Annotated in this window: 23 protein-coding genes; 1 reads left to right on the plus strand and 22 read right to left on the minus strand. The window is 60.7% G+C overall.

Annotated features, from left to right (window positions below; translation table 11 throughout):
• Window positions 1-9 precede the first annotated feature (9 nt).
• The 12 genes from RYH74_RS20100 to RYH74_RS20155 form a co-directional block, all read right to left on the minus strand.
• Window positions 10-882: a hypothetical protein gene (locus RYH74_RS20100; protein WP_317409990.1), complete on the minus strand. Its 873-nt coding sequence runs from the start codon at window positions 880-882 to the stop codon at window positions 10-12.
• On the minus strand, window positions 882-1,196 hold the full coding sequence (locus RYH74_RS20105) for a hypothetical protein (protein ID WP_317409991.1): 315 nt from the start codon (window positions 1,194-1,196) through the stop codon (window positions 882-884). The genes RYH74_RS20100 and RYH74_RS20105 overlap by 1 nt, the downstream gene beginning before the upstream one ends.
• Window positions 1,193-5,434 (minus strand): phage tail protein, encoded by a 4,242-nt coding sequence (locus RYH74_RS20110; protein ID WP_317409992.1) that lies wholly within the window; start codon window positions 5,432-5,434, stop codon window positions 1,193-1,195. The genes RYH74_RS20105 and RYH74_RS20110 overlap by 4 nt, the downstream gene beginning before the upstream one ends.
• Window positions 5,435-5,489: 55 nt before the next feature.
• Window positions 5,490-6,074 (minus strand): tail assembly protein, encoded by a 585-nt coding sequence (locus tag RYH74_RS20115; RefSeq protein WP_317409993.1) that lies wholly within the window; start codon window positions 6,072-6,074, stop codon window positions 5,490-5,492.
• Entirely contained in the window at window positions 6,071-6,853 is a 783-nt protein-coding gene (locus RYH74_RS20120; RefSeq protein WP_317409994.1) for a C40 family peptidase, read from the minus strand. Before RYH74_RS20120 ends, RYH74_RS20115 begins: the two co-directional genes overlap by 4 nt.
• Window positions 6,854-6,855: 2 nt before the next feature.
• Complete coding sequence (locus RYH74_RS20125; protein WP_317409995.1) at window positions 6,856-7,557, minus strand: phage minor tail protein L; 702 nt, start codon at window positions 7,555-7,557, stop codon at window positions 6,856-6,858.
• Window positions 7,558-7,594: 37 nt separating this feature from the next.
• Entirely contained in the window at window positions 7,595-7,942 is a 348-nt protein-coding gene (locus RYH74_RS20130) for a phage tail protein (RefSeq protein WP_317409996.1), read from the minus strand.
• A complete protein-coding gene (locus tag RYH74_RS20135; RefSeq protein WP_317409997.1) occupies window positions 7,942-10,500 on the minus strand; it encodes a phage tail tape measure protein in 2,559 nt (852 codons plus the stop codon). The genes RYH74_RS20130 and RYH74_RS20135 overlap by 1 nt, the downstream gene beginning before the upstream one ends.
• Before the next feature lie 54 nt (window positions 10,501-10,554).
• Window positions 10,555-10,896, minus strand: coding sequence for a superinfection immunity protein (locus RYH74_RS20140; RefSeq protein WP_317409998.1), 342 nt, complete (start codon window positions 10,894-10,896; stop codon window positions 10,555-10,557).
• A gap of 70 nt (window positions 10,897-10,966) precedes the next feature.
• A complete protein-coding gene (locus tag RYH74_RS20145) occupies window positions 10,967-11,107 on the minus strand; it encodes a hypothetical protein (protein ID WP_317409999.1) in 141 nt (46 codons plus the stop codon).
• 80 nt (window positions 11,108-11,187) lie between these two features.
• Window positions 11,188-11,655, minus strand: coding sequence for a phage tail assembly chaperone family protein, TAC (locus RYH74_RS20150; RefSeq protein ID WP_317410000.1), 468 nt, complete (start codon window positions 11,653-11,655; stop codon window positions 11,188-11,190).
• Between the two features lie 8 nt (window positions 11,656-11,663).
• Complete coding sequence (locus tag RYH74_RS20155; RefSeq protein WP_317410001.1) at window positions 11,664-12,179, minus strand: phage tail tube protein; 516 nt, start codon at window positions 12,177-12,179, stop codon at window positions 11,664-11,666.
• 148 nt (window positions 12,180-12,327) lie between these two features.
• On the opposite strand from RYH74_RS20155, the gene RYH74_RS20160 reads away from it, so the two are divergent.
• Window positions 12,328-12,804 carry a hypothetical protein gene (locus RYH74_RS20160; protein WP_317410002.1) on the plus strand — a complete coding sequence of 159 codons (477 nt, stop codon included), beginning with the start codon at window positions 12,328-12,330 and terminating at the stop codon, window positions 12,802-12,804.
• 149 nt (window positions 12,805-12,953) lie between these two features.
• On the opposite strand, the gene RYH74_RS20165 is transcribed toward RYH74_RS20160, so the two are convergent.
• Genes RYH74_RS20165 through RYH74_RS20210 form a run of 10 tightly spaced genes read right to left on the minus strand, consistent with a single transcriptional unit; the run spans window position 12,954 to window position 20,120 of the window.
• Window positions 12,954-13,322, minus strand: coding sequence for a DUF3168 domain-containing protein (locus tag RYH74_RS20165; RefSeq protein ID WP_317410003.1), 369 nt, complete (start codon window positions 13,320-13,322; stop codon window positions 12,954-12,956).
• Window positions 13,319-13,804 carry an HK97-gp10 family putative phage morphogenesis protein gene (locus tag RYH74_RS20170; protein WP_317410004.1) on the minus strand — a complete coding sequence of 162 codons (486 nt, stop codon included), beginning with the start codon at window positions 13,802-13,804 and terminating at the stop codon, window positions 13,319-13,321. The genes RYH74_RS20165 and RYH74_RS20170 overlap by 4 nt, the downstream gene beginning before the upstream one ends.
• Window positions 13,797-14,135 carry a phage head closure protein gene (locus tag RYH74_RS20175; protein ID WP_317410005.1) on the minus strand — a complete coding sequence of 113 codons (339 nt, stop codon included), beginning with the start codon at window positions 14,133-14,135 and terminating at the stop codon, window positions 13,797-13,799. The genes RYH74_RS20170 and RYH74_RS20175 overlap by 8 nt, the downstream gene beginning before the upstream one ends.
• A complete protein-coding gene (locus tag RYH74_RS20180; RefSeq protein WP_317410006.1) occupies window positions 14,132-14,461 on the minus strand; it encodes a head-tail connector protein in 330 nt (109 codons plus the stop codon). Before RYH74_RS20180 ends, RYH74_RS20175 begins: the two co-directional genes overlap by 4 nt.
• On the minus strand, window positions 14,458-14,757 hold the full coding sequence (locus tag RYH74_RS20185) for a hypothetical protein (protein ID WP_317410007.1): 300 nt from the start codon (window positions 14,755-14,757) through the stop codon (window positions 14,458-14,460). Before RYH74_RS20185 ends, RYH74_RS20180 begins: the two co-directional genes overlap by 4 nt.
• A gap of 43 nt (window positions 14,758-14,800) precedes the next feature.
• Window positions 14,801-15,955, minus strand: coding sequence for a phage major capsid protein (locus RYH74_RS20190; protein WP_317410008.1), 1,155 nt, complete (start codon window positions 15,953-15,955; stop codon window positions 14,801-14,803).
• Between the two features lie 15 nt (window positions 15,956-15,970).
• Entirely contained in the window at window positions 15,971-16,630 is a 660-nt protein-coding gene (locus tag RYH74_RS20195) for an HK97 family phage prohead protease (RefSeq protein WP_317410009.1), read from the minus strand.
• Window positions 16,631-16,648: 18 nt separating this feature from the next.
• Window positions 16,649-17,920 carry a phage portal protein gene (locus RYH74_RS20200; protein WP_317410010.1) on the minus strand — a complete coding sequence of 424 codons (1,272 nt, stop codon included), beginning with the start codon at window positions 17,918-17,920 and terminating at the stop codon, window positions 16,649-16,651.
• A complete protein-coding gene (locus RYH74_RS20205; protein ID WP_317410011.1) occupies window positions 17,920-19,641 on the minus strand; it encodes a terminase large subunit in 1,722 nt (573 codons plus the stop codon). The genes RYH74_RS20200 and RYH74_RS20205 overlap by 1 nt, the downstream gene beginning before the upstream one ends.
• Window positions 19,641-20,120, minus strand: a complete 480-nt coding sequence (locus tag RYH74_RS20210) for a phage terminase small subunit P27 family (protein ID WP_238738876.1) — start codon at window positions 20,118-20,120, stop codon at window positions 19,641-19,643. Before RYH74_RS20210 ends, RYH74_RS20205 begins: the two co-directional genes overlap by 1 nt.
• Between the last annotated feature and the right edge of the window lie 40 nt (window positions 20,121-20,160).

A 20,160-nucleotide genomic window follows, 5' to 3' on the forward strand; every position in this document is an offset into this window, starting at 1 on the left:
ATGCTCCGATTAGTTGAATGGGAATGGGAGATCGTCCGTTTTGATGACGAGCGCCTGCGGGTATCGATCGGTGGGTATGTCGAAGTAACTTTGTGCTGCGGTGGTACTCAGCACCATCGTGGTTCTAGCCGCATCACAGCACATGAAGTAAATGCCACCAGCGGCGCCATATGCCCCATCCATGTTTGCCTGCATATAAACGCCAGCTGGGAACGGATTTCCGGGCGAGGACATATTGTCCATTGCACCCTGTCCAATCGACCTGGAGAAGGTCGTGCTGGCTGCGTATTCGCCGGCTCCAATTGAGATGAATACGCGTGCAACGCAATAGTAGGGCCCGCTGCTAATGAAGCGTGTTGCCTGTTTTGTGGCGCCTACAAACGGCATCCCGTAGAGCCGGATACCGTTCCATATAGTCGGCGTAGGCGGTGGCGGAGCCTGAATCACCGAAACAATATCGAGCGGGCGCTGCAATGAATTGAAAGTCAGCGCCCCGGACTCGTCGTAGCACTTCAGCCCGGCACCATTCAGGTTGTTCCGCATGGTGTCGAAGTAGTAGAACTTCGTGGATGGGCTGGCTCCGATAAAATAAAAGGTGGTGGTGTCCCCCGACTTGGACGAGCCACAGGAAATTCCCGAGCCCGTGATGAAGACGATCGGCGCAACAGCTCCGGTAACACTAAATCCGTGGATAGGATCGGCAAGGGAGGACTCGGCAAAACTGCTGCCTTCGTTCGGCGGTAGTTGCGCCGAACGGTGATCGAGCCGGGGCCAGTTGAGTTGAAACGAGAGATAGCCGCTCTTCAAAAGCCCATAAGTGATCTTCTCAGTGTCGAACAGGAGGCTTCCATCCTCCTTGTAGACCTTCAGGCCTGCGGACATCAGTAGTATCCATAGTGAATGCGGCAGTTGAGTGAGTAGAAGCCCCAGCCGCCGGGGTAGGAGTACTGCCACGAAAGGGTGGCGGCAGAGGCGCCCACGGCCAAGGTCACCCCAGGCCGCTTGCCGAGGTACTTGTTCTGAGCGGAAAGCTCGGTGATGGCGTAAAACAGCGTCTTTCCTGCGGGTGCCAGGGGAATCGAGAGCGACCCATTGGCCGCCCCCGTATCCACATAGCCCATCATCTGGCTGATCGAGCTGGTCATATCCAGCAGCGCCAGGCCGCTCGGGTCGTAGACCTTCAGGCCTGCCGTCATACGTTCACTCCCAGATCGATCGCCAGGTTGCCGTTGGCGTGGAAGATGCGCAGGCGCTGGTTGTTGATCAGCAAGCGGCCCTGCCCTGCCACCGTGCCGTTGATCTCGAACGTCCCGCTCTTGTTCAGGATCCAGCCTTGCTGGCCGGCCACGTAGTTGGTCGAGCTGATGTAGCTGCCGATCTTGGCGTTCGTAATGGTGCCGTCTTGGATGAAGGCCTCATTCATGAACACCTGCCCGCCCTGTACCGCGAACGGCGAGGAAAGCGTGCCATTGATGCCGTTGACCACTGCGAAGAGGTCGGCCGACACTAGGAACTTGCTCTGCAATCCGGCCGGGCCGTTCTCGATGCCAAGGCCGATGCCGGCTGCCACGTATTGGCCTTGGGCGTTGACCTGCATCTTGACCGACCACATAGTGCTGGCCTTGTCGTCGAGCGCGGCCAGGGCCTGGCTGGTGATCTGCACCGCAGCGCTGGTCTTCTGGACTTCGGTATTGGTTTTGCCAATCTCCCCGTTGGCCTTGTCCAGCCCGGAGTTGAACGACACCTCCAGCGTCTCGGTCTTCTTCGCTTGGGCGTCGATTGCGGTGGCCCGCGTCTTCGATTCCTCGGCTATCTTGGCCGTGCTTTCCCAGCCCTTAAGGGCCGCAGACAGCTCACCCTCGGCATTGTCGTCCCGCCCAGCCGTGTACACCGCCTCAATATTGGTGCGCATCGAGGCAACCGCCTGGTTGGTGTCTGCTTGGGCCTGCTCAACGACCTGGATCTTGCCGGTGTTTTCGTCCACCTGGGCGCTGACGGTTTCGACCAACAGGCCCAACGCCTCGTCCGCATCCGCCCGAACAGTCGCCTCGTTCTCTACAGCCGCTTCCCGCGCCTGACGCTCGCCTGTCACGGCGCCGTCACGGTCAAGCTTCTCCTGATCGAGTGCTTGATTAGCAGCATCGACCCGCGCATTGACCGACTGCAGGCGCGAGGCAGTCGAGCTCTCGTTGTTGGTGACCGTGGTCTCCAGCTGCGAAATGCTCGCGGTGTTGCCGGCCACCTTGGTATTGACCTCGGTGAGTCGGCTGGCCGTCGCGCTCTCGTTGGTAGCCACCGTGCGCTCCAAGGACCGGACGCTTGCGATGTTCTCATCGACGCGCGACTCCACCACAACCAGCCTGGTGGCCATGGCTTCGTTCTGCGTTGCGCGCGTGCGCGTCTCTTCCGAGACCTTGGCCAGGGTGTCCCAGCCCCGCAATGCATCGTTGAGGGCCCCTTCCCTGTTGTCGTCGCGGTAAGCCGACTGCACGGCCTGGAGCATGGCCGCGCTTACCATGACCTTCCCGTCGACGGTGGCGATGTCGGTGGTGTTCTTGGCCACCGCCTGCGCCAGGCCATTTGCCGTCGACGCAACGCTGCCGATATCGACCCAGTAAGTCGGGTTCGGCGGGGCGTTGCTGCCATTGGCTGCCGCCGGTACCGGCGCAATGGCCATGTACAGACGCTGCCCGCTGCGCACAGCGTCGTCCTTGGCGTAGGCGTTGGTGGCCACGTACTCGAGCGGGTCAGTCAAGTCAGTGATCAGGTCCTCCAACTCCTGCTTGGCCGCCTCGATGCGGCCATTTACTGACTCCGGACCCTCGCCGGAAATCTTCTCGATTTCGCTCAGCAGATTCTGCCCAAGCTCGCTTTCGGTGATCTGGCCACTGATCAGCTCGAGCACCGGGCTGGCATCCGCCCCAGACTGGCCAAGCACGCCATTGCCAGCCGGGTACCATGGGCCGATGTTGCCGGTTCGGTCCACCAGGCGCGCCCAGAAGAAGAACGACACACCGGCTTTCAGGCCTTGCATTACGTGCTCGGTCTGCGGGTAGGCTAGGTCGGCGAGCTTCGTTGCTGCCTCCAGGCTGTTCGTTGGGCTGTACCAGATCTCTGTTCGCTGGGTGTCCTCGGCGCCTGGTGGAATTCCCCACTTCAGCGATATCCCAAAGATCAGCGAACCGGCAGTGAGGTGCGTCACCGCAGGCGGTGGCGTGGTCTTGCCGGCAACATCTGTCAGCACGGAGGAAGTCGGGATAGAAGAAACGTCCATGGCATTGACCGCACGCACGCGGGCCATGTACTGGCCGGCATACACCCCACGAACATCCACCGCCAACTCACCAGTGCGCGGTACCTTGATCCAGTCACGGGAACCCCATCGCCATTCCACATCGTATGCAACGGCACCGGGTGCAGCGTCCCACCCAATGGTCATGGTGGTTACCGCTATGCCCTGGTCCACAGCTGAATGGCTGCTGATCAGCACTCGGGCCGTGGCTTCTTGCACCCCTGGTGGCAACACACTGATCGGCCTGTCGTCGATCATGGTGCCGTGGTCGATTGCGTCGAACTTGCTCGGTTCGTGCTGAATCAACTCGAGCTGGAACCGGGTCCACTCCGGCCGCGTCACATTCCTGACGTAGAACTGCATCAGCTTGAGGTCGTCGTAGTCGATCGCCCAGCCGCATTCCGGCTGCGGGGACTCGCTGTAGTCGGCCATCACCGTGATCTGCCGACCGGAGACGGAACGCACCTGGCGCATCTCGGCCTTACCGCTCGGAAGGTTGACCAGTAGACGGGCGCCGGCTGGCACATCCGCGTCCCGGTCGAGTGTCACGACACGCCCGGATACAGCCGCGATCCTACCGCCATTGGCCCGGCCAGCCAGCATGGAGTCGGACAGCGCAATCACTGTACCTGGCTTCGGGATGTAGCCATCGAGACCTACGTTGATCGTCGCGCCGCGGATCTGCAATTGCTCGGTCAGCAGTGCCCACTTTCCCGCGCGTTGGGCCTGGCCACGGCTGGTGCAACCCACGGCCTCGACGGACACATCACGCACACCGTACTCAGCCATGGCATCCTCATCGAACACCGGTTCCTTATCCGTCTCAAAGCCCTGGTCCGGATCATCGAACGAGACCATGGCGAGGCTGTGGCGGTCACGCCATTTGCTGCCGGTGTACTTGATCACGCCGTCGCCCAGGATCTGGGAGGGGCTGTAGGTGTACACCGGGTCTTGAGGCATGTCGGCATTCACCGCGATCTGGCTGCCATCCCAATAGGCCAAACCATGGAAGATCGCGGCTAGGTCCTGCAGCACTGCCCAGGCGTCGGCCTGCTTCTGCAGGTAGAGGTTGCAGGTGAACCGCGGCTCCATACCACCCTGCCCTTTCCCGTCCGGAACCAGCTGATCGCACCACTGGGCGATACGGTATAGCGACCAGCGGTTGATCATGGACGCATCAATACGATCGCCCAGGCCGTAGTAAGGATGCAGGGCCAGGTCGTAAAAGACCCAGGCCGGGTTGTTGGTGTAGGCCTCCTTGAAAGATCCGTCCCAAACGCCATTTGTGGTGCCCGCACCCGAGGTGGCATAGGTTCGGGTCTCAGGGTCGTAGTTCATCGGCACGCGAACTATCCGGCCCCGCATCAGCACAGCGATTTTCGGAAAGTCTCCACCGAACTGCTGGGCGTCGTATTCCACGCAACCAACCGCCGTGAGCGGGTATTCCTGGTCACTATCGACCACCTCAGCGATCGCCTCGACGACCATGGCGTCTTGCACCAGCGAGCTGTTGGCCTCAGGCGTCAAGCGGCGTGCACGGATTGTCCAGCTGGTACCTTCTGGCAGCTCGATGCGATGCGACCGCTCGTACTTGGTGACGTTCTTGCGGCTCACGCTCGACGCCAGCACTTGCTGATATGAGCCGCCATCAGTAGCTACGTCGACTGCATAGTCGATGCGTACGCCGTTGATGTTGCCGCCGCTGTCTTGGGCCTGCAGCACAGGCCAGGAGAACCGAACTCGAACGGCATCAATCACGGGGTTGTTGATCGAGTGGACCCAGGATGCGGTGGTGCGCAGCTCCTGGCCGACCTGGATCTCGTTGCTGGACTCCGTCACGCCATCCAGGCGCTCCTGATGCAGTTCGCCCGAGCGAAACTGCCACTTTACCCCCGGGTAATTGATCGTGCCGTCCTCGGCCATGATCGGCGTCCCGTCGAGCTTGACCGAACGCAGGCCATTCACCGGGCCAACGATCGGCCCCCAGCTCCACAGGTAGACCAAGCGTGCCGTGGAGATCGACGGCACGCTGTTCGAAGCGATGCTGGGCTGCTTCTGCTTCTTGCTGCCGCCCTTGTGCCCGGTGATCTGGCGCCGTTGCGCACGCGGGGCCGGGGTTTTGCGCTTCACTTCTGCGCCCATTCTTCCTCCAGAAACAAAAAAACCTGCCGAAGCAGGTCAGGGAATCGAGCCGTGGCTACAGCTTGTCTTGTGGGTACACCCCGCCGGACTCGATAGCCCCGCCGATCTCCCGTTCGCCGTAGAGCACCGGATAGGGGTTGCCCTGGGCGATGGTCGTCACCGCCGAGCCGAAGCCGTAACTGGGGTTGTTGCCGTCCTCGTTGCGGTCAAGGCTGCCGGTCTTGGCTGTTGGCGAGAGCATCTGAACCGCCCCGCCCAGGGCAAGGGCAGCACCACCGGCCATCATCGCAATGCCCACACCTGACGAGAGGCCGCCGGTGAACACCCCGGCGACCACCAGCACAGCGCCAAGCACCACCTGGAACAGGCCGCCCTGTTTGCTGCCCTGGATGATCGGCGCAATGCGGATTTCCTCTGCATCGCTTCCCTGCAGGTCCAATTCCTCAATTCCCAGGTTGCGCCGCCCCGAGAACACGGTGAACACCAGGCCGCGCTCCTCGCCCGTGGCCAGGAACTTTTCAAAGCCTGGCACCAGGCTGCACAGCGCCTGCACGGCGTCGCGCGGGCTCTGGACATCCAGCAGATACTCCCGCCCGAAGTGTTTGCGGAGCACGCCGTAGAGTTTCACCGTTCGCTTCATGGCTGGTAGTCCTTGTGCCGGAGGATCAGCCGGCAACGGTTGGCCATCGACCAGCCGTAGATATCGCGGGTAGAGGCCCGGCCGGCCATATGGTGGTAGATGAACGGGCCAGAGCCGCCCAGCGCCGGAGCATCCTCGCTGACCAGGGCGGGCTCATTGCCGAGGTAGATTGCCGCGTGGTTCGGGTGGTAGCACGGCCGCCCAGGTGACGGCACCATGAAGACGAGCATGTCGCCGCGGCGTGGCTCGTCGACCTGGTAGAAGCCGGCACCCTTGAAGTTGTCCTCGTACAGACTCGGGCCGTCGGCCTGCTCCCACCACAGATCCTTGCGCTCGAAGTTCGGTAAGTGCAGCCCGGCCTCGCGGGCATACCAATCGCGGCAGGCGCCCCAGCAATCGAGCAACCCATGCGAGAACTCTCGGCCCAGCAGTGGCGCGGTATAGCCGGAAGGCTTAAACCATTCCATGTCGCCCCCGGGCCAGGCCACAATCCCCCATGGAACTTCATGCAGCTCGCAGCTGACGCGATCAGCCATGCTCGGGCGTGGGCTGGCATCGGGATGGCTGTGGATGATCGCCAGCAACTCGCCGCGGTCTTCGGCTGCCGCCAGGTCTTCATGGTGCAGGGTGAACTGGTCGCGCGGCGTCCTGGCCAGGTTGCGACACGGCACGTACTCGCGGCCCGCTTCGGTCTTGATCAGTACGCCACACGCCTCGGCCGGGTGCTCGCGTTCCGCATGCTCGCGAATCGCGGTCTGCAGCTGTTGGTTAATGCGCATGGTTACCTCGAACTGGCTATCAGGCTTGCGCCCATTGAGCCGCCGAAACGGCGGGTGTTGCCGCGCAGCTTGCAGCTGTTCCAGCGGCCGCCGCACCGATCGAGCGCGGGGTTATCGGTGGGCTCGTTTTGCTTGGTGAACATCGCCGCGCCGGCATAGGCGCATGCCTCGCCTCGGTACCCGCCGCGCGTGGCCCAGCGGCAAAGCTTGGTGATTTGCTGACTGGGCAGCTGTACGCCACCCAAATCGAGTGGGCTCGACAGCTGGAACGTCACTTGCTCGCGGTCCTCCTCGGTCTTCTGTTCGATGAACCAGAGGTTTTCCCGGGCTTGGTTAGCGGCGTTGGGATTGCCGTCCTCAAAATTGGCCGCGTCCAGAAAGTGCCGAAAGGTCTCGATGACTTTCACTCGGGCGCCGGCCAGATCCTTGAGGGCCAGGCACAGCGCCGATACCGCGCCGCGCACACCGCCGATCTCGTTCACCAGCTGCAGGGTTGGTGTGGCCGGCCTGCCGTCGCCACGGATGTCGAAGCCCTTGGCCTCGATCTGGATCGGCTCGTACAGCTGACCTCGCCAGATGATGTCGCCCTCTTGGGCGTGGCCATGGAAGCGCATGATGTTGCCGCCAAGGCGGGTGGCGTCCACCTCGTACAGCCGAATCTGGTTGCCAGGCTCGAGCTTCTGGATATCGGTCTCAAAAGTCATGGAGGCCTCAGAAAAAAGAAACCCCGCGCGGGCGGGGTCAGTAAGGGGTGAAGACCTGCTTCATCGTGAAGCTGAGTTTGAACAGGCCGGCGCCTTGGGGGTCGAGTTTGTAGTCCTTGACCTTGTACCGGCCCTGGGCGCCGCCTGGCGGCGTCCAGAGGAACGACTTGTAGCCTTCGTGCCGGTCAAGGAAGTCGCGCATCAGGCGCAGTTCCTGGCCCTCCTCCAGGCCTCCGATAGCCTGGTGCGACCACTCCTGCGACTTGCCGTTGATGCCGGTACCGCCTGACTGGACGTAGCCGTCCCCAAACTCGTTCTCCCAGACCCGGTGCTTGATCTCGCCAGAGGCGCCGACCCTGGTACAGAAGCTGAATGTCTCGGACATTACCGCCTCCACATCGAGCCGCCCTGGGCGAACTCTTCGTTAACTACCTCACGGATGGTTTGCCTGAACGCCTGCCCCATCATCTCTCCTTGTCGCCGCGCCGCTTCATCGCTCATTCCCGGCTGGGCCTGGACGGTAACCGGTGCGTGGATGGTGATGCCGCCGCGCAGCCCAACACCGGCGCCAGCGTCATTCGCATTGCGCAGATACTGAGTCAGGTCGCGGTTTTGGTTGGGGTTCAGCACGCGCTCACCTCCATCAAGAAGCCACGTGCCCTCGCGGGGAATGCTGTCGATACCATCGTGGGCCATACCCATCAGCGCAGTAGATGCCACGCCAGCAACCATGGGCGCGGTCGCAGCGGCAGCTGCGGCTGCGGCTGCGGGGGCCGCCGCGGGGCCGACAATCGGAATGGCTGCGGTGGATGCGAAGGCCGCTAGACTGGCCTGGAAAGCTGTTGCTTGTGCATTGGCAACCATCGCCATGCCGGCGGTCGACTGCGTCGTTTTGCCTACCAACAACTGCACTGTCTGGTACACCAGCCACTGGGCAGCCATGTCTGCAAGAGCGCCGACGAAGGCCTTGCCGAAACCGGTGATCATGTCCATCAGAGCATCGCCAGCGTCCTCGGAGCCGGTGGCCACGTCAGAGAGGAACGAACTCAACTCGCCCTTTGCGCTACCGAGAATCGAGGTGGTGGCGTCGGCCGCCATAGCTGAATAGTTGGTGGCTGCGTCGGCGAAGTTTTCCCAGGCGCTGGTGACACCATCCATCCAGTTGCTTTGCGCTTCGTCTACCTGGTTGTAGTAGTCCTGTTGCAGCACCAGGCGCGCCGCAAGCGCTTCGCTCAGCACCTCGGTTTCCTGATCGTACAACTCGGCACTGATATCGCCGCTGTTGCGCTGCAAGACCAGCTCGCGCTGCCGGCGGTTGAAGTCCTCCTCGATCGCCAGGCGCTCCTTCAAGCGCTCCTTGTACTTGTCGCCGCGGCCCGCGCCAGACAGGTCCTGATCGAAGCCGCTCCTGGCTGTCTGGTAATCTTCGCCGACGTTGGCTCGGAAGGCGGCGAGCTTCTTCGCGTCCTCGTTCTCCTGCTTGATCTTCTTGAGCTGGTCGAGCTCAGCGGCGAGGCCCTTGAGTCGATCCTGCTGCTGAACGCTCAAGCCGCTCAGCTTCCCGGATTCGAGCTCGAACTGCAGCTTCGCCACTTCCGTGGCGTCCTTGCGCTTGTCGACCTCAGTATTGATCAGCGCGATCTGGCGCTGGTAATTTTCCTCAGTCGTCTCGAAGCTCTGGTTGAGCTTCTTGGCCGCAGCCTCCGCAGCTTTGGCAGCCGTCTTTTGGGCATCTGTTTGCCCGAGAATCCCAGGGCTCCCAGCTTCAGGCGGGATGAGCTTCGGTAGATCAGCCGCCGCTTTCCTGGCCTCTTTCACATAGTTACGAATCACATCCCCTGACCAGGGCTTATTGAAAGCATCCGCAACTTCTGACATTACACTGCTAGCAGTTCTAGAGTTGATAATGGCGTCACTAGTCAGCTGCTCAGCGTTCTTTTTGAAGTCCTTAGACATGTCTCCGAACGTGATAGAGCCCAGCAACGTATTTGCAGTAGCTCCGATGCTTTGCAGGTAGGCCATTGTCGTGGAGAACCCACTAACTATGAGCGCTGCGGCGATTTTGAAAGCACGTGCTGTTCCATCAGCTAGGCTTGCAGTAATCGCGGTTACCTCAACCAAGTCATCCGCAAACTCGTGCACCACGCTCCTCAGCCCGCCAGCCTCTTTGGCAGTGTCCGCTAAATCTCTAGCAAGCTGTGCTAGAACTGGCATAAATTCCGCAGCCAGAGCAGTTTTCGCCGAATTTGCGTATTGCCCGATAACAGTAAGCTCGGCGTTAAATTGCTGGGCAGCGCCTATCGTCTGATCGTCCATGATCATGCCGGCAGTCTGCGCGGCATCCCCGAGCTCCTTGAGCTTCTTCCCCCCATCAGCAAGCAGCGGAAGCAACGCCGTAGCCTCGTCTGCAATAGCCTCCATAAAGAAGGTCATCTGAGCCTGGCTTACGTTTGCTTTTTGCAAGCTACTGACGTACAGCTGAAGAGCGTCAGCGCTGTTTAACTTGCGAAACTGCTCAGCTGTAACACCAACTTTCGGAGCCACTGTCTCGAAGAAGTTTTTGAGCTCACCACCGCCAGTGGCCAAGAAATCGCCAACCTTGTCGTTGGTGTCCTTGAAGATATCCGATAGCTTGTCCTGCTGTAGCCCAACAGACGCAGCCGCCGCCGCGTATCGCTGGAATTCAGTGGTAGTAAGGCCTGCCAGCGCTGAAAGATTGGATATTTCCTTTGCGGCGGAAGCAGAGCTCGTTACCAGAGCTGCTACAACCGCAGGAATGGCAGCAAATGTTGCACCGACAGCCGTACCCAATCGCTCAGCATGCTTTCGGATTTCTGCCATTTGCTTCTGGGTTTCGCGCCCGGCCTTATCCATAGGTCCGGTGAACCCACCAATCCGGGCGATCAAATCGAGAGTTAGAGTGCCAAGAGAACGGCTCGCCATGCTTTCCTCCGGGCGAAAAAAACCCCGCAGAAGCGGGGTCAATTAATATGTTTGTCAACGATTTAGAATTTTACTCTTCTCGGCTTCAAATTCCTCAGCAGTGATATGACCTCGCTCCTTGAGGTCTGCTAATTTTTCAAGCTCGTCATACGACGCGGTCGGGGTGCTCTTAGATGAATACCCTGACTTATTATCAGCCCCACGTATAGCAGATGCCGACCAAATCAAAGCCGCAATCCAGCCAATAAAAGTCCAACCAACAAACAAGTTTAGAAGCATGATTGGCACCCTGTTGGGATGCAATCTAATTGCGGCGATAATAGTAGGAATGAAGTAGAGCGCCACCCCCAGACCAAGCATGGCAAAGGCCATAGCTGGTTCTTGCTCAACGACCATGATTAGACTCTCCCTGTAAAACGGGAAATCTACCACCATCGCCCTCAAGACCCAAACCAGACGCCCAGTATCAGCTCCATTCGTCCATGGCCTGCTCCAGACTGATTACCTTGAGGTCACCATGAGGGGTGAAATCATCCGGGGTAAAGGGTTGCGGGCGTGCCTTCCTGTCACGGCCCTGGTTGGCCAGGATGGATGCCAGAAGCGCCACACCCCGCTCAACCCTCATCCCGAGGTGCAGCGATCCGCGTCGATCCCGGAACTTCACCCAGGACCGATATTCACGCATGCTCAGGTTTTCTTGCGCTTGCGCGATGGTGCAGCCTCCGACACCGGCGAGGACGAGCTCATGCCAGAGTTCGTCGAGGTCGGTGAGCTCGTCGTCTTTCCCAGGTTGTTGACCTCATGGATGGCGGTGAGCAGCGCCACGGTGAGGTTGCCGTCGAGCGCGCCCATGCGCTTGGTGCTGTCCGGGTCCTTGGCCTGCTCATCCTTGTCGAGAGGGCCGTGCGTGATATCCAGCGCAGTGAACACTGGATTGCCTTCCTCGTCGCAGATCGCGGCTGCAATGCGTCCCGCAATACTGTCCTGCTTGCCACCAGCTGCGAGCACATCACTCACGGCTGTCTGGTATCCCAGCGGGCGGACGAACACAGTGGCGGTAATCGTATTGCTGCCCTGCCGCCAACTGATCTCCTTTTCAACTGGCCGGCCGGTGAACGAACCCGCTTGGCGCAGGCTGTCGATATTGAGCTTCATTGGCTACCTCAAGCGGTCTTCTTGATCCAGGCGGAACCGCCCGAACGCTGGATGGAGACCGCGGTGCTGACCACGGCGTTGGCGGCGAAGTCGAACGGGAAGTCAGCGACGTAGCCCTGGAAGACGTACCAAGTACGACTGGTGGGCAGTTCGAAATCGTCGCCCTCCGTGTTGAGGGTCGGAAGAGCCGTGGGCTTGCCCTCGGCATCCAGTGGGCCGTCAGACCAGCCAACGGCCCAGCGTACAGTGGAATCTCCATCCGCCTCGGACAGCTCATGCAGACGGATATGGCTCGGGCTGTTCGGATCGGCGTTGATGGTCAGGGAGGCCTGTCCAGGCGTGCGCAGACCTGGCTTGTAGGTCCTCTCCCGCGAGCTGAGGCAGGTGTCCTCAATCTGCTCTTTGGGGGCCCCGCCGGGGTTGAAAGCGGTGGCGCATTCTACCTCCATAACCGTAAGCGGGCCGGTACCGGAAACGGGCGGCACCAGCGCGAATACCTGGGTGCCTTGGGTCAAGATCGACATGGTGGTCTCCTGTCGGGCAAAGAGAAGCCCGCACTTGGCGGGCTGGGTGAACTGTTTGGTTATCCCGAGTGGATAGAAATCCAGTACCGGGAATAGCAGCAGTCGTAGTAGCGTTGCGACCACTTTTCGAGCACGGATGGAACCTGTTATGACTGAATACGCAGTGCCTGATGGATCAAAATTTGTACCAATACGGTTCATGTCTCCGGACGGCAAGGTCAGCAAGCTGCCACCGGGCAGACCTGTGGTGATCGCCGCGCTCCGACACGACCCAGATCATGGAAGTGGCCCTCGGGATATCCCAGGCGTGAAAGCGATGTGGGCTCTGATTGATACGGGAGCTGACCACAACTACGCAACGCCAGAACTAATCGCAGAAATGGGATGCCCGCAGATTGGAACGGCCCGGGTACGCAGCGCCGACGGCTGGTTTGATTCAACCCAGCATTTGGCCCACATACTTCTGCCTGAAGTTGGCAAGCAGTTCGAGACAGATGTGTACTCATCCCCCCTCGTTGATGAGGGCGATTCAGGGCAGAGCTTGATTATTGGAGTGCTTGTCATCAAGACAGGCAGGCTTGTAATGGACTTCCAGAGCGACGTTTACAGGCTCTATGTCGATTAGACAGGCCCGTGCCGAGCATTCCTGCAGAATTTGCACAGGGCCAAATTCAAACGAATCGTGAGTTTTCCGCGCATGCGGGCCTCCGACCTGAATGCTCATTGTATGAGCGTATGCTGGACTTTTCATAATTCCTCCAGGATGCAGCGAAATCATCTCCGGACTATCCAGTCCACATCGAAGCTGGTTCGGTAATTCTTTGTGGTCGGATCGCGGGCCTCCCCGCCCCATCGGGTGACGTAGGCGCTCAGCTCAATGGCGTCTCGTATCGCGTCGCGCACCTGGCGCACTGATGTGCCGGTGACACCGTATACGTCGATCTGCAGGGTGACGCTGTCAGCATCGGGCCGGCCAGCCAGGTAGTTCTCTGGCTCGCCATTGACCAGCTGCCACACCGCGTACGGCTTGGCCACATCCTGCGGAGCTTCGCCGAACGAGTAGAGGCGAAGATTGGCACCGGTGCCGAGCAGCGCCGTGACGGCGGCAGCCTGGGAGCACAGTTGAAAAATAGGTGGTGTCATGAGGACGCAGCCTTCTTCACAGCGCGCCGGATCGCGCGGTCAATCGCTTTTTCGTACTCGGTGACGAATGTGTTGGTGACCTCGCTGATGCTGTTGGCCAGGGCCGGACGCATGAACGGAGCGGCAGTCATCTTCTCGGTACCGAACTCGATCAAGCGCCAGTGCGGAGTTGGGGAGTTCGGGCTGAGGTCACCGCCATCCTTGAGCACAGCGCCGTGCAATACCCCCACCCTGAAACCAAGGTCGCCGGTCTGCTTGAACAGCTTGCCGTTCCAGCGCAGGGCAATGTTGTCAGCGATCGAGCGACCGGTTTCCTTGTCGTCGATCCGCTCGGCGCCTTCCTTGGCCTTCTGTATCACCACCTGAGCGGCCTTTCGCAGCGCTGCCCGGCCCCCCTTGCGGCGAACGTCATAGCTGACCGACTCCAGCTTCCCCAGCAGGCTATCCAAGCCGGTGATGCTGAACTCGACGCTGTCAGCCATCTTTCACTCCTTTCGATACGAGGATGGTCAGGTACTCCTGGCCGGACTTGTCGTCCTCCAGGGGCGGGCCTTCAATGCTGTACACCTGGCCGCGATGAACGATGCGCATGGTTGGCAGAACGTCAGGGCGGTACCGGATGACAACCCGGGCCGTGGCTTCCGACTGGGCCGACTGCGCGGCGATCAAGTCTTTCGCGGATAACGGCTCTACTGAAGCCCAGGTCCTGGCAAACATCTGCCAAGCTGGCTCACCAAACTCACCTGATCCGGGGTCACGCACGGCGGAAAACTGCTGAATCTCGATGGGGTGACGAAGATCTCCGGCCCTCATGGCGCCACCTCATCTGGCGGCCCTCTCCAATCACGGGAGGACCAAAGCAATGATTCGACGGCCATCGGTAGCTCGGTTGCGATGGTGCCGGTAACGATGGCCTCACGATTGGCATACGAGTGGCCAATCAACAGAAGCAACGCTGCCTTGAAGCTTGCCGGGAAGGCTGACGCGTCGATCAGCTTCGGGTTGTCGCAGTACCACAAAGCCCAGGCCAGCGCTGACTCGGCGTAGAGCTCGATCAGCGCATCTTCGCTTTCATGATCGACACGGAGATGCTGGCGAATCGTGCCGATCGGCAGCAGTTCCAGTGCCGTGACGGTCATTTTTTCTTACCTGCCTTGGCGTCAGCAGCCGGAGCTTCGTCCTGCTTCTGGTCCTGCTGCTGGTCCTGCTGCTGGTCCTGCTGCTGGTCCTGCTGCTGGTCCTGCTGCTGGTCCTGCTGCTGGTCCTGCTGCTGGTCCTGCTGCTGGTCAGCAGCCTGGGCGGCGTCGACATATTCGGCAAGCCCCATACCCACCAGGGCTTCAGCCATTTCGGCAGAGACGCGCCGCTCTTCGCGCTGGTCAAAAGTGCCGGCGTGGTAATGGGAGAACTGGCGCAGTGCGCGGATCTTGATCATCTACTTGACCAGGGCGGTTGCCCGCCCTGTCCTCGTCCGGTGATTAGGCGAATGCGCCTTTGATGATGGCGGTCGGGCGATAGTGGGTGACCGCCAGGCGCTCCTCGCACAGGATGGTCAGCATGTTTTTCACGAAGTTGTCGCGATCCTGGTTGCTGATCTCGATGGTCGCATCCATGCGGTCCCAGATCTGCGACGCCAGGTCGAAGCCGCCGACGGTGAAGGTGCCCTGCGCCTGAGCCTTGGTGGCCACAACCGGCAGGCCCCACATGACCCGCGCAGCGAAGGCCGCAGGGCCGCCGAAGATGTAACGGCCCTGCTCGTCCTTCAGCAGCGAGATGGCATGCCAGTCGCGCGGGTTGAGGATGATGCCGGAGGCTTCAAATTCGGACTCGGTCACCTGGAAGATTGCGTGTGCAATCTTGTCGGCACGGGTATCGCCCACAGCATCCAGATCGACGTCATAGGCGGTCGCAACGTTGTTCAGGCCAATCAGGTTGTCGCCGGTACCGTCACCGTTGAGCAGCTGCCCCTCCTCTACCAGGTCCAGGCCGAAGAGAAGACGGCCGTTCACGTAGGATTCCAACATCGGAGCATCGTCCATGATCTGGCGCGAGGCCTGAATCCAGTGGGCGATGGTTTTGACATTGGCGGTTTCCTTGGTGAAGGTCAGCTGCGACTCTGGCTTCAGCGCTCCTTCAGCCACAGGCGCCGCGCTGTTGGTGAAGACGTTCTCACGAACGTACTCGATGGCATTGGAGCTGGTGCGCCCTTGCGCCAGCAGGTCACGGATGGTCAGGCGGCGCAGGCCCGGCATCAGAATGCCGGCGTTCATCTGGGGCTGAACCAGAGCGCCCGCCGATGCGCCGCCAGAACCCAGCGCCTTGCTGAAGCTCTTCACATCGACCTTGCCTGTGGAAGACCCGTTCCAGCCCTTCTTCAGGTCCTCGGCAGCCTGGGCGGCAAAGGACTTCTTGTTCTCAGGGTTGTCCGGGTTGCCACCGGCCAGCTTCGACTCCAGGTCGAACAGCCGGGCGCCTGCGGTTTTGAGTTCTTCCTGCACAGTGGTCAGGTCGGACTGCAGCTGCTTGCTGACGGCACCGGTGGCTTCGATTTCTTTCTTTTGAGCGTCGAACAGCTCGGTCATGCGAGTCTGCGCGGTCTCGATCGCCTTCTGGACTTGGGCCAGTTCGGACATGGGTAAATCCTCGGTTCAGAGTTTCGGGAAGGTGTTGATGCGCTCGATGAGCGCGGCGATGTCGTCGCCGCCTTCGGACTCACTCCGAACTGCGGACTTGATGCGGGCGATGAACGCCTGCGATTCGGACTTGGAAACCCCGGCTACGTCCCGCAGCCAGTGCTCCGCGTCGCGGATGCTGGTGATTGCCTCCAGGCTTTTCAGCGACTCGACCGTGGCCAGCTCGTTGGCCGGCTGGGTGCAGATGCTGATTTCGTTGAGGCTGGCCATGTTCTTGAACGCGCGGCCGCTGGCGATCAGGTCGAAGTCGTCCTTGCGGGCCGAGAAGTTGACCGACATTCCGCGCACGGTCTGGTGCTCCATCGCGGCCCGCAGGTCAACGGCGCCGGAGTGCCCCTTGGTCAGTTCGCCGCGAACGTGCAGGCCCTTGCTGTCCTCGGCGATCTCCAACCACTTGCCCACCGGTATCTCCCAGGTGCGGTGGTTGAAGAACATTCCAACCTGACGGCTCTGCGTCTGCAGGGCCGACTTGAAAGCCCCGGGCAAGATGATATCGCCGTCGCCATCGACGACGCTGAACACGCTCGCATAGCCCTCGAAAACGCCCTGGGCGCCGGAACTGGCGAACTTGATCTCGGCCTGGTCGAAGGCCAAGGTCTTTTTGATGCTTGGCATTTGCTGCCTCCAGAATGATCAAGCCCCGCTTGGGGCGGGGCTTGGTTGGCCGAGTTGGGTGATGGGCACGTTCTGCGATTGACGGGTGGCCACGTCGCCGCCGGGCAAAGGCGGCATGTTGTCCAGCCGCCGAAGCTCGTTGATGGTCCGGAGGCCTTTGTCTGCCAACGTGCCCATGAAGGATGCACGGGCTGCTGAATCTCCGCGCAGCAGGCCATCAATGTTGTGCTCCGCGTGGTACCGCCCGACGTCGCCGGGCTTTAGCAACCATCGCTCAATGGCGTGCTCCCAGCGGTTGAGGTAAGGCGACAAGGTGTACTGCAAAAAACCAAGGTTCTGCTGCTCAATGCCGGTGCCCCAGCTGGTCGACTTCTCGACATCACCCACCAAGTGCGGCGGCACCCCAAAGAACCGGGCCAGCTCACTTACCTGGAACTTCCGAGCGGCCATGGTCTCTGCGTCTTGAGGGCTGACACCAATTGGCTGAGTGGTAAACCCGCCCTCCAGAATCCACAGCCGTTTTTTGACCGGCCCGCCGGATATCTCCTTGAAGTTCTCCTCAACCTGGGCTCGCTGCTCCTTGTTAAGCACCTTGCCCTCACCGGTCATCAGCAACTGAGGTGACTTGGCGCCGTTGGCATAGAAGTCGCGCTGCTGGTCTTCCATGGCAACGGCAACTCCGGTGGTCTTCGCCGCGAAAGCGATCGGTGACAGCCCCACCAAGCCGTTGAACCCGAACCCCTTGAGGTGGAAGATCTCCGACGCCTTGAAATTCGCGTACTCGTTGTCACGGCGATACCGGTAGACCACACGCTTGTTCTCCAGGCGCACGTCCATGTTGACCGACAGAAGAGGCATGAGGCTGATCACATCTCCTACGCTGTTCCGATCGATAAAGGCATAGGCGTTGCCGTAGAAGCACAGCTGCATGGTCATGGCCTCGCGGAACTCCACCGCGGTCATGAACTGGTTTGGGCTGAATCGCAGCAGACGGGCCAGCGGGTTATCGATGCCGACCTTTCTCCGGTCATCACCGGTGGTCTCGAAAACATCAAGCGGCAGGCCGGCTGTGACGGTGGAGATCAGGCGGACGCAGGCGAACACCGTGGAGATTTGCAACGATCGCTCGTCGCTCACAACCGAATCGCCCACCACCCCAGAGGCGGAAACGGGTCCGTTTTGCGAGCCCTTATCCGGCGAGACCAAGCGGCCGCCGACAAAGAAGCTCGCCATGCGCGCCCAGAAGGGACTGCGCGTGCGCAGATCAATGCTGTAGTCGATGTCTGCCATTACATGCTCATCGGTCTGGAAAGGAAGTCGTCGACAGAGCCTTGGGTATCCGCGTTCGCGAGCACCCGGCCTATCGTCATGATCAGCGCCACGGCGCCATCGATCTTGTTGTCGTCGCCCTGCTTAATCGGGCGCACCACGTCATCGTTGCCCGGCAGGTTCTTGCCGATGACGTTGCCAATACACCAGGTCATGATCGGATTGCCGTCGTGATGGAATCTGCCCGCCTCGATTGCGGCCTCCAACTCCTTCATGCCGTCGGACATGTTGGTGTAGTTCTGGGTGATGGTAATCGGGTTGAAACCCTCGTCGTCCAGGTCATGACTCAAACCCGTGGCGCCGTGCGGATCGATCGGGCTCTCCCTGATCGGTGCCAGCTTGTTAGCTTCCTTGGTGTCCTCGAGGATTTCGCGGTAGTCCACCTCTGCGCCAGGTGTGGCTGTCAGGTGCCCGGTATTGACCCAGGCCTGGAAGCGCTCGGCCATGCGCTTGTTGTCCACGTCGTTCGCGGTGTCCTCGGGAACCCAGAACGCCGGAGCCACGCTGTAGTAGTGGATCTTTCCGTCGATCTCGCGCCAGAACAGCCTGGCCCTGGAGTTCATGTCGAGCTTGCGCGCCAGGTCGAAACCCGCCATCCACTCCTGCCCCTCGAACTGCTCAAGCGTGAGCGTCTTGTCCTCGCAGGCCTTCCAGCTTTCCATATTGAAGAAGCCGGACTTGGCGCTCACCCACAGGTTCAGGTGCTTGGTCTTGAACGTGTTGGTGAAGCGTGCCGAGCGGATCGCCCGGGCCAGCTGGCTCTCCAGGTACTCCTGAAACACCGACACGCCCATGCAGGGATTGGCCTTGGCCAGATTTTTCGGGTCAGTCCAGTCGTCGCCCTCGTCGAGCGTCCAGATGTATCCAAACAGCTCGTCGTCCGGCACGGTTCCGTTGAGCATCTCGATGACCTGGCGGCGCTTGTCGTAGCAAGGCCCCTCGATGTTCGCGCCGGCGGTGGTGATGATGAACATCAACGGCTGCCGGCGTGCACCCATGCCGGTGAGCATCGTGTCGTACTGGGCCGCGCTGTCGTGCTCATGGTATTCGTCGATGATCGCGCAGGATGGCGACGCACCATCACCAGGGTTGCCGATCAGCGGCTCAAACCGGCTGCCGTTCGACGGAATGTTCAAGTTCGAGGCATTGACCTCGATGCCCGCCGCCTCGATCAGCATGGGCGACCGGCTGACCATCAGCCTGGCTGGCCGGAACACCTCCCACGCCTGCTTCTCGGTGGTCGCGCCGGAGTAAACCTCGGCACCGAACTCGTTGTCGGCGGTGAACATGCTGATGCCGACGCCGGCGGCAATCACCGATTTGCCGTTCTTGCGCGGCACCTCCCAGTAGCTCTCGCGGAAGCGCCGGTACCCGCCCTTCTTCCGGATCCAACCGAAGGTGCAGGCCAGGCCGAATAGCTGCCAGGGCTCAAGCGTGATCAGTTGCCGCTTAAACGCCCACTCGCCCTTCGTGTGGGGCAGCAGCTGCATTAGGCGCAGCTTCTTCTCGGCCTTGGCCGGGTCGAACTTGTACGGGTAGTCCTTCGAGCGGCTGGCCGCCACATCATCGAAGTGCCGCTCGATCGCCTGGTGGATGAAGCGGCAAGCAGGAAACTTTCCTTTGAGGACGGACTTTGCCCACGCCATCGCCTTGTCGACGTTGGTGTATTTGGCTCTGGCCATCAGGTACTCAGTAGGGCTGCGAACTCGTTGGTGGATTTCTGCTTGTTGCCGCCGATGATCCGCGTGCGGCTGGCTGGGTCCAGTCCAAGCATCGAACCGAAGGTGACCATCTGGCGCATCGCTTCGTTTGCGGCAGTGAGCGCCGGGTTTTTCACTGGCCCGCCAGTGGCTCCAGCCACCACGATGCCGTGAGCGATTACCGATTCCTGCGCCCTTCGCCAGTTGCCGTAGGCAGAGCAAAAGGCCTCGACGTTGTGCATGTCGGTCAGGGCCAGAACCTTGGCCCGGAGCAACTCCGGAACCAGCATTTCCCAAACCCGGGTCGCGTGTTCACACAACCATTCGGGCGGGTCAACGTTGGTCACCAGGGCGAAATCAGGCTCGTCCCTGTTCAGCTTGCGCTTGCCGGGATTGCCGGCCAACGCCTTCTGGGCCGTGGGTTTTGGGCGACGGCCGGAGCGCCCGGCAACCCCTGGCATCGGCGCCTCCACTAAACTTTATATTTCGCGGGTGTAAAAA

This window comes from Pseudomonas sp. LSJ-87 (assembly GCF_032971465.1).
Lineage (GTDB): Bacteria > Pseudomonadota > Gammaproteobacteria > Pseudomonadales > Pseudomonadaceae > Aquipseudomonas > Aquipseudomonas putida_Z.

Coding starts and splice junctions, on each gene's coding strand:
- RYH74_RS20155 (WP_317410001.1), bottom strand. CDS start 12,179: ATGTCGATCTTGACCCAAGGCACCCAGGTATTCGCGCTGGTGCCGCCC.
- RYH74_RS20205 (WP_317410011.1), bottom strand. CDS start 19,641: ATGGCCAGAGCCAAATACACCAACGTCGACAAGGCGATGGCGTGGGCA.
- RYH74_RS20185 (WP_317410007.1), bottom strand. CDS start 14,757: ATGATCAAGATCCGCGCACTGCGCCAGTTCTCCCATTACCACGCCGGC.
- RYH74_RS20195 (WP_317410009.1), bottom strand. CDS start 16,630: ATGCCAAGCATCAAAAAGACCTTGGCCTTCGACCAGGCCGAGATCAAG.
- RYH74_RS20180 (WP_317410006.1), bottom strand. CDS start 14,461: ATGACCGTCACGGCACTGGAACTGCTGCCGATCGGCACGATTCGCCAG.
- RYH74_RS20125 (WP_317409995.1), bottom strand. CDS start 7,557: ATGACTTTTGAGACCGATATCCAGAAGCTCGAGCCTGGCAACCAGATT.
- RYH74_RS20200 (WP_317410010.1), bottom strand. CDS start 17,920: ATGGCAGACATCGACTACAGCATTGATCTGCGCACGCGCAGTCCCTTC.
- RYH74_RS20115 (WP_317409993.1), bottom strand. CDS start 6,074: ATGAAGCGAACGGTGAAACTCTACGGCGTGCTCCGCAAACACTTCGGG.
- RYH74_RS20190 (WP_317410008.1), bottom strand. CDS start 15,955: ATGTCCGAACTGGCCCAAGTCCAGAAGGCGATCGAGACCGCGCAGACT.
- RYH74_RS20210 (WP_238738876.1), bottom strand. CDS start 20,120: ATGCCAGGGGTTGCCGGGCGCTCCGGCCGTCGCCCAAAACCCACGGCC.
- RYH74_RS20105 (WP_317409991.1), bottom strand. CDS start 1,196: ATGACGGCAGGCCTGAAGGTCTACGACCCGAGCGGCCTGGCGCTGCTG.
- RYH74_RS20160 (WP_317410002.1), top strand. CDS start 12,328: ATGACTGAATACGCAGTGCCTGATGGATCAAAATTTGTACCAATACGG.
- RYH74_RS20120 (WP_317409994.1), bottom strand. CDS start 6,853: ATGCGCATTAACCAACAGCTGCAGACCGCGATTCGCGAGCATGCGGAA.
- RYH74_RS20135 (WP_317409997.1), bottom strand. CDS start 10,500: ATGGCGAGCCGTTCTCTTGGCACTCTAACTCTCGATTTGATCGCCCGG.
- RYH74_RS20110 (WP_317409992.1), bottom strand. CDS start 5,434: ATGGGCGCAGAAGTGAAGCGCAAAACCCCGGCCCCGCGTGCGCAACGG.
- RYH74_RS20100 (WP_317409990.1), bottom strand. CDS start 882: ATGTCCGCAGGCCTGAAGGTCTACAAGGAGGATGGAAGCCTCCTGTTC.
- RYH74_RS20165 (WP_317410003.1), bottom strand. CDS start 13,322: ATGACACCACCTATTTTTCAACTGTGCTCCCAGGCTGCCGCCGTCACG.
- RYH74_RS20150 (WP_317410000.1), bottom strand. CDS start 11,655: ATGAAGCTCAATATCGACAGCCTGCGCCAAGCGGGTTCGTTCACCGGC.
- RYH74_RS20175 (WP_317410005.1), bottom strand. CDS start 14,135: ATGAGGGCCGGAGATCTTCGTCACCCCATCGAGATTCAGCAGTTTTCC.
- RYH74_RS20170 (WP_317410004.1), bottom strand. CDS start 13,804: ATGGCTGACAGCGTCGAGTTCAGCATCACCGGCTTGGATAGCCTGCTG.
- RYH74_RS20130 (WP_317409996.1), bottom strand. CDS start 7,942: ATGTCCGAGACATTCAGCTTCTGTACCAGGGTCGGCGCCTCTGGCGAG.
- RYH74_RS20140 (WP_317409998.1), bottom strand. CDS start 10,896: ATGGTCGTTGAGCAAGAACCAGCTATGGCCTTTGCCATGCTTGGTCTG.